The 13,358-nt window shown below is 69.3% G+C and carries 14 protein-coding genes; 7 read left to right on the forward strand and 7 right to left on the reverse strand.

Going from position 1 to position 13,358, the window contains the following annotated elements; all coding sequences use genetic code 11:
- The first annotated feature begins 238 nt into the window (after positions 1-238).
- Positions 239-1,336 carry a magnesium/cobalt transporter CorA gene (gene corA / locus ACVBEQ_RS03265; RefSeq protein WP_473163158.1) on the forward strand — a complete coding sequence of 366 codons (1,098 nt, stop codon included), beginning with the start codon at positions 239-241 and terminating at the stop codon, positions 1,334-1,336.
- Positions 1,337-1,580: 244 nt separating this feature from the next.
- A complete protein-coding gene (locus ACVBEQ_RS03270) occupies positions 1,581-1,973 on the forward strand; it encodes an SHOCT domain-containing protein (RefSeq protein ID WP_447151990.1) in 393 nt (130 codons plus the stop codon).
- A 75-nt stretch (positions 1,974-2,048) separates the two neighbouring features.
- On the opposite strand, the gene ACVBEQ_RS03275 is transcribed toward ACVBEQ_RS03270, so the two are convergent.
- Entirely contained in the window at positions 2,049-2,561 is a 513-nt protein-coding gene (locus ACVBEQ_RS03275) for a YflT domain-containing protein (protein ID WP_447151991.1), read from the reverse strand.
- A 200-nt stretch (positions 2,562-2,761) separates the two neighbouring features.
- Between ACVBEQ_RS03275 and ACVBEQ_RS03280 the strand changes: the two genes are divergently transcribed.
- Positions 2,762-3,889: an Mrp/NBP35 family ATP-binding protein gene (locus ACVBEQ_RS03280; protein WP_447151992.1), complete on the forward strand. Its 1,128-nt coding sequence runs from the start codon at positions 2,762-2,764 to the stop codon at positions 3,887-3,889.
- A gap of 46 nt (positions 3,890-3,935) precedes the next feature.
- Here ACVBEQ_RS03280 and tatB read toward each other — a convergent pair whose 3' ends face one another.
- The 4 genes from tatB to sigE form a co-directional block, all read right to left on the reverse strand.
- On the reverse strand, positions 3,936-4,514 hold the full coding sequence (tatB, locus tag ACVBEQ_RS03285; protein ID WP_447151993.1) for a Sec-independent protein translocase protein TatB: 579 nt from the start codon (positions 4,512-4,514) through the stop codon (positions 3,936-3,938).
- 96 nt (positions 4,515-4,610) lie between these two features.
- On the reverse strand, positions 4,611-6,149 hold the full coding sequence (locus tag ACVBEQ_RS03290; RefSeq protein ID WP_447151994.1) for a S1C family serine protease: 1,539 nt from the start codon (positions 6,147-6,149) through the stop codon (positions 4,611-4,613).
- A 59-nt stretch (positions 6,150-6,208) separates the two neighbouring features.
- Positions 6,209-6,697, reverse strand: a complete 489-nt coding sequence (locus tag ACVBEQ_RS03295; RefSeq protein ID WP_447151995.1) for a hypothetical protein — start codon at positions 6,695-6,697, stop codon at positions 6,209-6,211.
- Complete coding sequence (gene sigE / locus ACVBEQ_RS03300) at positions 6,694-7,344, reverse strand: RNA polymerase sigma factor SigE (protein ID WP_447152175.1); 651 nt, start codon at positions 7,342-7,344, stop codon at positions 6,694-6,696. Before sigE ends, ACVBEQ_RS03295 begins: the two co-directional genes overlap by 4 nt.
- Before the next feature lie 274 nt (positions 7,345-7,618).
- Here sigE and ACVBEQ_RS03305 point away from each other — a divergent pair, with 274 nt between their 5' ends.
- Positions 7,619-8,242, forward strand: a complete 624-nt coding sequence (locus tag ACVBEQ_RS03305) for an O-methyltransferase (RefSeq protein WP_447151996.1) — start codon at positions 7,619-7,621, stop codon at positions 8,240-8,242.
- Positions 8,239-9,093 carry a D-alanyl-D-alanine carboxypeptidase family protein gene (locus ACVBEQ_RS03310; protein WP_447151997.1) on the forward strand — a complete coding sequence of 285 codons (855 nt, stop codon included), beginning with the start codon at positions 8,239-8,241 and terminating at the stop codon, positions 9,091-9,093. The genes ACVBEQ_RS03305 and ACVBEQ_RS03310 overlap by 4 nt, the downstream gene beginning before the upstream one ends.
- A 36-nt stretch (positions 9,094-9,129) precedes the next feature.
- Here ACVBEQ_RS03310 and glgC read toward each other — a convergent pair whose 3' ends face one another.
- Complete coding sequence (gene glgC / locus ACVBEQ_RS03315; protein WP_447151998.1) at positions 9,130-10,359, reverse strand: glucose-1-phosphate adenylyltransferase; 1,230 nt, start codon at positions 10,357-10,359, stop codon at positions 9,130-9,132.
- A 151-nt stretch (positions 10,360-10,510) separates the two neighbouring features.
- Between glgC and glgA the strand changes: the two genes are divergently transcribed.
- Entirely contained in the window at positions 10,511-11,665 is a 1,155-nt protein-coding gene (glgA, locus tag ACVBEQ_RS03320) for a glycogen synthase (protein ID WP_447151999.1), read from the forward strand.
- A gap of 304 nt (positions 11,666-11,969) precedes the next feature.
- On the opposite strand, the gene ACVBEQ_RS03325 is transcribed toward glgA, so the two are convergent.
- Positions 11,970-12,140 carry a DUF3117 domain-containing protein gene (locus ACVBEQ_RS03325; RefSeq protein ID WP_015747421.1) on the reverse strand — a complete coding sequence of 57 codons (171 nt, stop codon included), beginning with the start codon at positions 12,138-12,140 and terminating at the stop codon, positions 11,970-11,972.
- A gap of 353 nt (positions 12,141-12,493) precedes the next feature.
- On the opposite strand from ACVBEQ_RS03325, the gene ACVBEQ_RS03330 reads away from it, so the two are divergent.
- Positions 12,494-13,318 carry an enoyl-CoA hydratase-related protein gene (locus ACVBEQ_RS03330; RefSeq protein ID WP_447152000.1) on the forward strand — a complete coding sequence of 275 codons (825 nt, stop codon included), beginning with the start codon at positions 12,494-12,496 and terminating at the stop codon, positions 13,316-13,318.
- Positions 13,319-13,358 lie beyond the last annotated feature (40 nt).

The following is a 13,358-nucleotide window of genomic DNA, read 5'->3' on the forward strand; positions in this document are numbered from 1 at the left end:
TTCTCCGGCGCGCGGAAGGACGTGTCCGGCTGTGAGCGTCATGCCACTCAAGGCCCCGAGTCGTGACCCGGACACCGGCGGCCGGTTGTCCCGATGTGGGGAGGTCGACAGGCGGGCGGCTGAACGGGACGTTTCGACGTCCCCGCGAGTACCGTGACCTGTGCAGATGCGCCTTCGGGGGTCGGCGCTGCCCTGATCCGGAGGAACGGAGGTGTCCGTCGTGCCCGTATTGCCGTCGCTGCCATCCCTGCCGTCGTTTACCCCGACTGCCCGCAGGCATCGGATGACGATCGTCCGGCCGCCCTCCCGTGTCGAGCCGGCACACCAACCGATGCTCCGCTCGGAATCGGTCGTCGACTGCGCCGCCTACTTCGACGGCAAACGCGCCCCTGGGTGTTTCGACCCGATCGAGGCGATCACCAGGGTCCGCACCGAAGGCCGCGGTTTCGTCTGGATCGGTCTGCACGAGCCGGACACCGACGAGATGACGGTCGTCGCTGAACTCTTCGGTCTGCACGAGCTGGCCGTCGAAGACGCGGTCCAGGCCTATCAGCGGCCCAAGATGGACCGGTACGAACACTCGCTGTTCCTGGTCCTCAAGACGGTCTGTTACGTCGAGCACACCGCCGGTTCGGCCGTCGAGATCGTCCAGAACGGCGAGATCATGGTGTTCCTGGGCGCGGACTTCATCATCACCGTGCGGCACGGCGCGCACTCGCAGCTGACCGGGGTGCGGGCCGGGCTCGAGGCCGACCCCGAGCAGCTGGCGATCGGGCCGGCGGCCGTCATGCACGCGATCGCCGACCGCATCATCGACGAGTACGTCTCCGTCGTCGAGGCGGTCGAGGACGACATCGACGAGATGGAGAACTCCATCTTCACCACCGAGAAGTCCGTCGACATTGAGCAGATCTACCTGCTGAAGCGGGAGATCCTGGGTCTCCGACGCGCGGTGACACCGCTCACGCCGGCGCTGCGCGCACTGTCCGGGACTCCGCACCAGCTGGTACCCGCCGAGATCCGCGAATACTTCCGGGACGTCGAGGACCACCTCTCGGTGGTCACCGAACGCGTGTCGAACTTCGACGAAATGCTGACCACCCTGGTCAGTGCCGCCCTCGCCGAAGTCACCACCCGGCAGAACGAGGACATGCGGAAGATCTCCGCGTGGGCCGCGATCGCCCTGGTGCCCACCGCAATCGCCGGCATCTACGGGATGAACTTCGAACACATGCCCGAACTGAGCTGGACCTACGGGTATCCCATGGCGCTCGGGATCATCCTCGGGATGTGCGCGCTGCTGTTCCTGCTGCTACGCCGGCGCGGCTGGCTGTAGATCGCGCGGGAGGCTACCCACTTCGGGCGAGATTGCCTGCCGGATGGGTGGATTCACGTGCCTTTGGTCGAGTTGTGACCAAAATGTAGCTCGCCAGGCGCACGATGTGTTCTGCACGGGTCGTCCCGTGTGCCACGATCCTGTGCGGATTGGGCGCGCCGCCCGATTCGTCCGCAGAAGTACACAACCGCGCAGTGGTCACACCGGTCGGGCTGACCCGGCCACGAACTGGAGGAAAGCAGAGATGGAAAACTTCTGGAGCGTCATCTGGGTGGTGATCTGGAGCTTCGTCTTCGTCGCCTACCTCTTCGTCCTCTTCTACATCCTGACGGACCTGTTCCGCGATCGGGAGCTCAGCGGCTGGCTGAAGGCGGTCTGGATCGTCTTCCTGATCTTCGTGCCCTACCTGACCGCGCTGGTCTACATCATCGCCCGCGGCCGCGGTATGTCCGAGCGTCAGGTGGCGGCGGTCAAGGAAGCCCGTAGCGAGACCGACGCCTACATCAAGCATGTCGCCGCGAACAGCGGCGGCGGCAAGTCGCCGGCGGAGCACATCTCCGATGCGAAGGCTCTGCTGGACAGCGGCACGATCAACCAGGCCGAGTTCGACCAGCTGAAGGCCAAGGCCCTCGCCTGAGCCTGTCGCAGCACGCAGATCGGCCCGCCTCCGTTTCCGGAGGCGGGCCGCTTCGCTGTTTCGGGTCGGAGGGCGTCAGCCCCGTCGGCCGAGCTCCATCCGGGACAGGATGTCGCGCGCCTGCTCCGCGGTCCGCGGTTGGCACAGCACGTCGTACCGGCGGGCGACCACCTGGGACGCCGAGGTGAAGTCGCGCCTGCCCTTGGCCACCGAGTAGCCGAGATAGCCCATGACGGAGCCGAAGACGGCGCCGATGGCGACGGACGCCAGGATGAGCAGCAGGATGCCGCCCTGCACCGGCGAGAACACGAACATCAGCAGGCCGACGAACAGGCCGACCCACGCGCCCGACGCGGCACCGGCGGCGGCGAGTTTGCCGGCCGTCAGCCGGCCGGTCACCCGCTCCACCAGCTGCAGGTCCGAGCCGACGATGGTGACGTCCTGGATGTTGAAGTTCTGCTTGATCAAATGCTCGACCGCGGCTTGCGCGCTGGCGTACGTGGGGTACGCAGCGACCGCAAACCCGGTGGGCGGGGTCGGCAGATTTGGCACTGCCGCTGTTCCACGGAATCCGATCGGTGAGGTCACAACAGACCACCTCCTAGTCAATTCATGCTTGCACACAGACGTGTGCAAGCCATGGGAGCGGGCTCATCGAACGCAACATGCGGGCGTCGGCCGTGTGCCGGGCCGGTCCGCCCGCTGACGTAGCCTGGAACCGCCGCTGCCGCTCCCTGCGCGCCGCGGCCGGACCAGTTTTCCAGTCCCGCTATCCCCCAGAAGGAACCATGGCTGTCACCGCCGAGGACGTTCGTACCGCGCTCGCCACCGTCAAGGACCCCGAGATCCGGCGGCCGATCACCGACCTCGGGATGGTCGACACCCTCACGGTGGACGCGGACGGCGTCGTCACGCTGACCGTGTTGCTGACCATCGCGGCGTGCCCGCTGCGCGACACGCTCACCAACGACGTCACCGCGGCCGTTCGCGCGGTGCCCGGAGTGACCGACCTGCGGTTGACCCTGGGTGTGATGACCGACGATCAGCGCACCGCGCTGCGCGACAACCTGCGGGGTGGCGCGACCAAGGAGATCCCCTTCGCCCGCCCGGAGTCGCGCACCCGGGTCTACGCGATCGCATCCGGCAAGGGCGGGGTGGGAAAGTCGACGGTGACCGTCAACCTCGCCGCCGCGCTGGCGGCCAAGGGACTGGCGGTAGGTGTCCTGGACGCCGACGTCTACGGCTTCTCCATCCCGCGCATGCTGGGCGTGACCGCACGGCCGACCAGGGTCGGCGAGATGATCCTGCCGCCGCTCGCGCACGGCATCAAGGTGATCAGCGTCGGCATGTTCGTGGACGGCAACGTGCCCGTCGTCTGGCGTGGGCCGATGCTGCACCGGGCCCTGCAGCAGTTCCTCGCCGACGTCTTCTGGGGCGACCTGGACGTGCTGCTGCTCGACCTGCCGCCCGGCACCGGCGACATCGCCATTTCCACCGCACAGCTGATCCCCACCGCCGAGATCCTGGTCGTCACCACCCCGCAGACGGCCGCCGCCGAGGTGGCCGAACGGGCGGGTGCGATCGTCACTCAGACCCGTCAGCGGATCGCGGGTGTCGTCGAGAACATGTCGGCGATGACGCTGCCCGACGGCACCGTGCTGGAGATCTTCGGCGCCGGCGGTGGGCAGACCGTCGCGGACTCGCTGAGCCGGCTGACCGGAACGACGGTGCCGTTCCTCGGGCGGATCCCGCTGGAGGTCGAACTGCGCACCGCCGGTGACGCCGGCGTCCCGCTGGTGCTGGCTGCCGGTTCGAGTCCGGCGACCGAGGCGCTCAACGGAGTGGCGAGCGCGCTGGCCGCGAAGAGCCGCCCGCTAGCAGGGGTCTCACTGGGGATCGCGCCGGCCCGTCGATAGTCCGGCTCGCCAGTCTTTGAGGGCTCGCTCGGCAGAGCAGGATGCGTCAGGTGCCGTCGGGGTCGAACGGTGGGCGCTCCCCGTCTTCCAGGGTTCGCACCGGGCGCGGTGGTGCGCCGCCGACCAGCTTGGGGGCGGCGAGCGTCGGTGCGGGTTGACTCTGCTTGACCATTGAAGGCGGCAGGTGCGGCAGTGTCCCGTCGCTGCCATTGGTCGCACTGCCGTTGCCCGTGCTGCCGTTGCCCGTGCTGCCGTTGGTTGCCGAGGGATCCGCCCCGGTCGGCGCATCCGGTTGGGCACCCAGCCCCAGAAATCCGGTGATGCCGCCGGAGAACTCGTCACCCAGGATGTTCTTCCCGATCAGCCGCTTGGGGTGCAGGTCCCGCAGGTCGCGGAGATCCTGGATCTCCTTGAGCGACTGCAGGTCGGCGACCTGGCGCCGTAGCTCGTCGAGCTCGGGGCCGATCTCGCGGCGCAGTTCGGCCTGCGCCCCGGCGGCCATCGTCCGCACCTTGCGCAGGGTGGTCATCACCCAGCTCACAGCGGTCGGGATGCGCTCCGGACCGAGCACGAAGACGCCGACGAGCACGATGATGGCGATCTGACCCCAGGACAGGCCGAACATATGCCGGCCTCCTCCCTTGTCGGACCGACCGGGCCAGGATAGCCCGCGCCGTCGTGACGCCGGCTGCGACCGATCGGGTCCGGACGCCGTGCTGCGTTACTGGGCGGCCAGCGTGACGTTCACCGTCATCTGCCGGCCGTCGCGCAGCAACACGACGGGAACCGTGCTGCCGACCGCGTTCTGCCGGACGGCGACCACCAGCTCGTCGGCGTTGCCCACCGACCGGTCCCCGACCTTGGTGATGACGTCGCCCTCGGCGATGCCGGCTGCGGCGGCCGGCCCGTCCTGCTGGACGTTCTGCACCTGCGCGCCGTCCGTCACGCCGTCGGTCGCCGACCGGGCGTTGACCCCCATGGTGGAGTGCTGCACGGTTCCGGACTTGATGATCTGCTCGGCGACGCTCCTGGCCATGGTGATCGGGATGGCGAAGCCGAGTCCGATCGAGCCGCTCGACTCACCGCCCAACGTCCTGATCGCGGTGTTGATGCCCACCACGGCACCGGCCGAGTTCACCAGCGGCCCACCGGAGTTGCCCGGGTTCACCGCGGCGTCGGTCTGCACGGCGTCGATGACGGCGTCGGTGTCCGAGCCGCCACCCTGCAGCCGCACGGGCCGGTCCTTCGCGGAGACGATGCCGGTGGTGACGGTCCCGGCGAGTCCGAGCGGCGATCCGATGGCGATGACCGGATCCCCGACCGAGAGCGATGCGGAGTCGCCCAGCTGGGCGACGGTGGCGCCGCTGACGTCGACCTTGAGCACGGCGAGGTCGGTCAACGGGTCGCGCCCGACGATGATGCCCGGCACCCGGCTCTGCTTGCCGTCGTCGAAGATGACCGTCAGCTCCGCCGACGGGTCGGTTGCCGCGGTGGACACGACGTGGTTGTTCGTCAGGATGTAGCCGTTGCGGTCGATCACCACGCCGGAACCGGTCTCGCCGACATCACCGGTCCGGATCTCCAGGGAGACGACGGACGGCAGCACCCGCGCGGCGATGTCGGCGACCGACCCCGGCTCCCGGTTGACCGACGGTGCGACGGCGGCGAGCTGGAACTGCGGGTCGGTCACACTGGCCGGCAGCCGGTTCGCGGCCAGCACCCCAATGACGGCACCGACCCCGCCGATGACCAGCGCCGTCACCAGCAGCCCGATCAGCGCCGAGGGCCGCAGCTTGCGATCGAACAGCGCCTGCCGGAACGAGAACCGTTCCGCCGGTTGCAGTTCCGGCGACGGCGCCTGATCGGGCCGGAGCGCAGGAGGGCCGAGCCGGGCGCCGGCGGTCGGGTCCGACCACGGATCGGGAGGCGGGTCGAGTGTCTCGGAGCCGGCGTTCGCGGTGAGCGGCCGGGGAAGGCTCTCGAGCGATCCCGCCGGCCGGCCGAAGGCGTCCTCGAGGTACTCGGGCACCGGCGCCGCACCCAGCGGGACCGGGCCGTTCGATCGGCGCGGCGCGAAGGACCCACCCACTCCTCCCGGACGGCCGAACGCACCCGCCTGCAACGGATCGACAGGTGGCTTCCACAGCGGCTTCGGGTCCAGCCGCGGACGGCCGTTGCGGGAGGCGGTAGCGCCTGCCGGGACGAGCGGCTCCGCGGGCGTCCCGCCGGTGGCGGACTCGCCCGGATCGGGGGTGTTCATCTGTGCGGTGACCTCTCGACAGGCGCTGACCGGCGGTACTGAATTCTCCGGAACCCGGGCTACGGCCTGTGCAATTCGACCGGTACGACGAACTGCGTCTCGACCCCGCTGACCAGGTGGTCGCTGCCCGGGCGGTCCCTGTCGGCCTGCTCGGCCCCCGCCACCAGGGCGCCCATGGCGAGCCCGGCAACCAGCGCACCGGCTCCGAGGAACCGGAATCGCCTGGCCAGGTGGGCGCTGCGGGAATCATCGCCGGGACGGACCGCACGGCCCGTGCGCGGGTCGATCGTGACGTCACCGACCGGCCGGTCCGCGGGCAGCGCCACGGGGATCGACTTGAGACTGTCCAACAGGCTCGGCGGCATCGACGGCGTACCGGCGGCACGCAGCCACGAACGCGCCGCGACCTGCTGATTGACCTCGTACTCACACTGCGGGCACCGGGCGACATGCGCCGCGGCACGTTGGTAGGCGACCAACGGCATCTCGCCGTCGGCGAAGGCGACGACGGCGTCGAGATTGAGGTGATCCGAGAAACCCGCTGTCATCGCACCGCCTCCGAACCACTCCTGTCGACCGGACCGTTCTGGTCGGCACGCTCCGCGCGCCGTCGTTCGAGACCTGACCGCAGGGCCAACCGGCCCCGATGGATACGCGATCGCACGGTACCCAGTTTCACCCCGAGGGTCTCGCCGATCTCCTCATAGGTGAGGCCCTCGACGTCGCAGAGCACCACGGCGGCCCGGAACTCGGGCAGCAGGTCGTCCAGCGCCGCCTGCAGATCGGGATCGAGGTTGGCATCACTGAAGGCCTGCTCCGGGGAGGGCTCTTTGCCGGCGATCCGGTCCGTCTCCTCCGGCAGGGCCTCCATCCGGATGCGTTGCCGGCGCCGGACGAGATCCAGGAAGACGTTGGTGGTGATGCGGTGCAGCCACCCCTCGAACGAGCCGGGGCGGTAGTTGTCCAGGGCGCGGAAGACCCTGATGAAGGTCTCCTGGGTGATGTCCTCGGCGTCGTGCGTGTTGCCCGAGAGCCGGTAAGCGAGGCGGTACACGCGGTCGCCGTGCTCACGAACGATGTCTTCCCAGGGTGGCGGGGTCCATGCGGCAGGCGCACTGTCGGGCGCCGTTTCGAGCGCGTCATCTGCTGATGACGCGTCGGGACCGGCCGCAGAAGGGCCGATCGGCACGGGCAGGCTGTACAGCGAAACCACCTCCGGGGTCTGAACGGTCGAACGACCGCAGTCCGATGATTGTTCCTGGGATGGTTGTGAGCGGGGTGTGAACGGCGCCGAACACACATCTGGCGTGCCTGGTCGGACAGCCGGCGGTGCGCCTGTTCGGATCGGGTGGCCGGTGCCGGTAGGTTCTGCGGCGGGACACGGGCCCGCCGATCTGCGATGGTTCCGGTTGCCCGCATCTCCTCCCGTTCTCCGTTCCCGCCCGTTTGCCGCAGCCAGGAGGTTTCCGGTGACCACCAGCCGGTCCTACGCCGAGTTCTTCGTGCCGGAGGGTGAAGTCGTGCTCGCCGCCCGTGGCCGCGCCGCCGACCTCGGCTGCGTCCCCATCGGGTCCGGTGGTGCCGCGGCACTGACCTTCCTGGCCGCCGCGATCGGTGCCCGCTCCGTGGTGGAGATCGGCACCGGTGCCGGCGTCAGCGGACTCCACCTGCTCGCCGGGATGGCCGCGGACGGAATCCTCACCTCCATCGACGTCGAGGCGGAGCACCACCGGGCGGCCAAGAAGGCCTTCACCGAGGCCGGCGTCGGTGCCACCCGGACCAGGTTGATCAACGGCCGCGCGCTGGACGTCCTGCCCCGGCTGACCGACGGTGCCTACGACCTGGTGTTCGTGGACGGCGCCCGGACCGAGTACCCGCAGTACGTCGCCGAGGCGCTCCGGTTGCTCCGCCCGGGCGGGGTGCTCGTGATCGACGGTGCTCTGGCGGGCGACAAGGTGGCCGATCCGACCCAGCGCGATGACGAGACCGTTGCGGTGCGCGAGGCCGGCCGGCTCATCCGTGACGACGAGACTCTCGCCGCCGTGATGATCCCGCTGGGCGACGGCCTGCTCGCGGCGGTCAACCGCCGGTGACCCGGGGCCGCTCGCTCACCCGGGCCGGCGCCGTCGCATCCGCCGCTGTACTCGCCGCCGGCCTCGCACTGGGCGGGTGTGGCGCGTCGGAGTCCGAGTTGCTCGCGTCGTCGTCTGCTGCCGCCGCGGCCTCGTCGGCAGCGGTGTTGTCGGCATCCGCCGCTTCGGCGGCTGCCGCGTCGTCCGCGGCCGCGGTTGCGTCGTCCTCCGCGGCCGTCGCCCGCTCCGCGGCCGAGGCGTCGCGGTCGTCGGCGGCCGAGGCGGCAGCGTCCGCGGCCGCGTCCTCACGGGAAGCGGACGCCTCGAGGGCGGCGAGCGCCTCCGCGGCGGCCCGGGCCGCATCGTCGGCGGCCGCGCAATCGGCAAGGAATGCTGCGGCAGCTGCGGCAGCCGCCGGCTCCGACCCGGCCGACCCCGACCGCCCGGGTGACGACGGCGGACCGCGCTGCAAGGGCAACGAGCAGTACGCCGACGAGAAGCCGACCGGTATGCGCGCCGACGCCGCCGCGGCCTGGCTCGCCGCCGACGCGGCGGCCGCGGCCGCCGACATCGAGATGTGCCTGGCGGACGGCAAGCGGAGCCGGGCGCAGCAACAGGAGACCTACGACGAGTACGTCACCCAGTACGGCGCGGCGATGGCGGCGCAGTACGTCCTGCCGCCCGCGAAGTCGGCGCACGTGCTGGGCTTGGCCATCGACGTCCAGCCCTATGCCGCCTACACCTGGCTCGAGAGGACCAAGGGCTCGTTGGGGTGGTGCCGGATCTACGACAACGAGGCCTGGCATTTCGAGTACAGCGCAGACTTCATGACAAAGGGCTGCCCGGCGCGCCTGCCGCACCCGACGCCCTGACGGCGTGCCGCTCCCCTGACGGGGAGCGGCCGCGCCTCAGGACTTGCCCTTGCCGATCGTCACGCCCTTGCCCACGACGGTGATGCCACCCGGGCTCACCGAGTACAGGTCACTGTCCAGGTCCGCGTCGACGCCGACCGATGCACCGTCCGGCACGATGACGTTCTTGTCCAGGATGCTGTTGCGCACCACCGCATTCCGGCCGATCCGGACGCCCGGCAGGATGACCGAGCCGTCCACTTTCGCGCCGGTACCGATCCTGACGTCGTCGCTGACGACGGACTTCGTGACCGTGGCGCCGGACACGATCGTGCCCGCCCCGATCATCGAGTCGCGGGCCGTCCCGTTCTCGACGAACTTCGCCGGCGGCAGCGCGGCCGGGAAGCTGAGGATGGGCCAGTCCCGGTTGTACAGATTGAAGATCGGCTCGATCGACACCAGGTCCATGTGCGCGTCCATGTAGGCGTCCAGCGTGCCGACGTCGCGCCAGTAGCCACGGTCCCGGTCGGTGGCGCCGGGGACGTCGTTGCGGGCGAAGTCGTACACGTGGGCGCTGCCGCGGTTGACGAAATACGGAATGATGTTGCCGCCCATGTCATGGATGGACGACTCGTCGGCCGCGTCGATCTTGAGTGCCTCGATCAGCGCGTCGGTGGAGAACACGTAGTTGCCCATGGACGCGTAGGCCACGTCCGGATCGTCGGGCACCGACGGCGGATCCGCCGGCTTCTCCAGGAACTCGTCGATGCGGATGCCGTCTGCGGCGGTCTTGATCACCCCGAACGCGGTCGCCTCGTGCCGTGGCACCCGGATCCCGGCGACGGTGGCCTCCGCACCGGTGGCGATGTGGTCGGTAACCATCTGCGACGGGTCCATGCGGTAGACGTGATCAGCACCGAAAACGACGAGGTAGTCGGGCTTCTCGTCGTACACGAGGTTCAGCGACTGCAGGATGGCATCCGCCGAGCCGGTGTACCAACGGGGCCCGAGACGCTGCTGCGCGGGAACCGGCGTGACGTAGTTGCCGATCATCTGGCTCATCCGCCAGGTGGTGGTGATGTGCCTGTCGAGTGAATGCGACTTGTATTGCGTCAGCACACAGATCTTGAGATACCCGGCGTTCACCAGGTTCGACAGCACGAAATCGATGAGTCTGAAGTTACCGCCGAAGGGCACCGCCGGTTTGGCGCGGTCGGCCGTCAAGGGCCACAACCTTTTTCCTTCGCCGCCTGCCAACACGATGCCGAGAACCTTGGGCTTGGCCATGGCGCTGACCCTAGCGGCGCCCTGTTGGACTCGCACGCGGGACCCACCGTTCGGCGGCAGGCGGCGGCGTTTCGTCCCACAGTGCCCGAACCGCGTTCCGTTCGGCCGGGTTCAGCCTGCGCACGACGGGGGCTCTGGATAGATTGCCGACGTGCATACCGCGATCCTGACCCGTGAATTCCCGCCAGATGTCTATGGAGGGGCCGGTGTTCACGTCGAATACCTCGCCCGCGAACTCCGCAAGCTGATCGACGTCGACGTGCATGCGTTCGGCGACGACCGGCCGGGCGCAACCGGGCACCAGCCGGCTCCCGACCTGATCGGGGCGAACCCCGCTCTCACCACGCTGTCCGTCGACCTGTCCATGGTGGCGGCCACCGGCAACGTCGAACTGCTGCACTCGCACACCTGGTACGCGAACATGGCCGGTCACATCGGCAAGTTGCTGCACGGGGTCCCGCACGTCATCACGGCGCATTCGCTCGAGCCGCACCGGCCGTGGAAGGCCGAACAACTCGGTGGCGGATACCGGGTGTCGTCGTGGGCTGAGAAGACCGCCTACGAGGGTGCCGACGCGATCATCTCGGTCTCCTCCGGCATGCGCGCCGGGATCCTCGAGAGCTACCCGGCGCTCGACCCGGAGAAGGTGCACGTCATCCGGAACGGGATCGACACGGAGATCTACCAGCGGACCGACGAACGCTCGATCCTGACCGACAAGGGAGTGGACGTCAGCAAACCGATCGCCTCCTTCGTCGGCCGGATCACCCGGCAGAAGGGCGTCGGTCACCTGGTCGCGGCCACCCACCACTTCGACCCCGACGTGCAGCTGGTGTTGTGCGCCGGAGCCCCCGACACCCCGGAGATCGCCGAGGAAACCGCTGCTGCGATCGCCGAGCTGCAGGCCAGGCGGCCCGGCGTCTTCTGGTTCGACGGAATGCTGACGTTGCCCGAGGTGAAGCAGGTGCTGTCGGCCTCGACGGTCTTCGTCTGCCCGTCGGTGTACGAGCCGCTGGGAATCGTCAACCTCGAGGCGATGGCCTGCGGCGCGGCCGTGGTGGCCAGCGATGTCGGCGGGATCCCCGAAGTGGTCAACAACGGGGAGACCGGCCTGCTGGTGCACTACGACAGCCTGGACGGCCGGGCTTTCGAGCAGGACCTCGCGACGGCGGTCAACGACCTGGTCCGCGACCCGGAACGCGCTCGGGCGTACGGAATGGCCGGTCGCGGGCGGGCGGTCGACGAGTTCAGCTGGACGGCCATCGCCGAGCAGACCGTGGGGCTCTACCGGTCCGTGGTGGGCTGAGCGGATCGGGCACGGCTCGTTCGATGCAGGCACGACTCGTTCCGCGCAGGCACGGCTCGTTCCATGCAGGCACGGCTCGTTCCACCCAGGCACGGCTCGTTCCACCCAGGCACGACTCGTTCCACGCAGGCACGGCTCGTTCCACCCAGGCACGGCTCGTTCCATACAGGCACAGCTCGTTCCATACAGGCACAGCTGGTTCCATACAGGCACGGAAACGCCCGGGACCCGATCCCTGGAATCGAGGATCGGGTCCCGGGCGGAAGCGCGGTGCTCGGAACCACTTTGCGTGCCGAAAATCGTCCTACTTGACGACGACAGCCTTCAGCGCATCACCCAAGGCGGAGGCCTCGTCGGCGGAGATCTCAACGACCAGCCGCCCACCGCCTTCCAACGGAACACGCATGACGATGCCGCGGCCCTCCTTGGTCACTTCGAGAGGACCATCCCCGGTACGGGGCTTCATGGCCGCCATGTGCGACTCCCTCCAGAACTCACGTGAATCTTTCGGCCGGACGGCGTTCCGTTCGGCGTATCGCCGCGGCTCACCGCGGACGCTCCATTCTCCCTCATGAGGGCGCATTGTTTGAAACCAGGTACGCCGATCCGCAGAAAAACCGCCCTCCGGCGGGATGATCGGGCCTTGCCGGGGGTAACTCCGGCGATCTTTACGGGTCGGCTGGGCGGATCAGGGGCATGGTTCCACGGCTCCGGTCCACGGCCGGATCCCACGCGCCTTCGGCCGGCGGGCGATGATGGACGCCGTTCGGCCGCCCGACCGACACTCTTGCCAGGAAGCATTCGCCGCACCCCGAGGAGACCACCGCGATGACCACCGAGCAGTCGTCACCGTCCGATCCGGCCGCTGGGCCGCCGGTCCTGGTCGCCGACGCCGCGGGCGTCCGGACGGTGACGCTCAACCGGCCGTCCGCGTTCAACTCGTTCAACCTGGCCCTGAAGGCGGCCCTGCTGGAAGCGCTGGACGCCGCTGCGCGCGATCCCTCGGTCCGGGCGGTGGTGATCACCGGTGCCGGACGCGCGTTCTGTTCCGGCCAGGATCTCAAGGAGCATCTCGCGTTGGTCTCCGCCGGTGACCCGCGGGTGGGCACGACCGTCAGCGAGTTCTACAACCCGCTGGTCGTCGCGGTGACCGGGATGCCGAAACCGGTCGTCGCCGCGGTGAACGGCGCAGCCGCCGGCGCCGGCGCGGGGCTGGCGTTCGCGTGCGACCTGCGGATCGCCGCCGAATCGGCGTCGTTCTCGATGGCCTTCGCCGGTGTGGCGCTCTCGGCCGACACGGGAGCCTCCTTCGTGCTGCCGAGACTGATCGGTCACGGCCGCGCCTCCCGGATGATGCTGCTCGGCGAGCGGGTCGGTGCAACGGAGGCGCTGCGAATAGGAATGGTCGACGACGTCGTCCCGGATGCGGAACTGGGCAACGCCGTCGCGACCCTCGCGGCCAGGCTGGCTGCCGGACCGACGCGCGCCTACAGCTGGATCAAGGCATCTCTGCAGCACGGCGCCCAGTCCGACCTGGCCTCCACCCTCGCCTTCGAGGATCGGGCCCAGGTCGAATGCTTCGCCTCTCCGGACCATCACGAAGCCATCACCGCCTTCGTCGAGAAGCGCCCTCCGCGGTTCAGCGGACGGTGAAATCCCCGGCCCGCGTCGGCAGCGCCGGTCGTGCGACGGT

The sequence above is a fragment of the Nakamurella sp. GG22 genome (genome assembly GCF_052976845.2).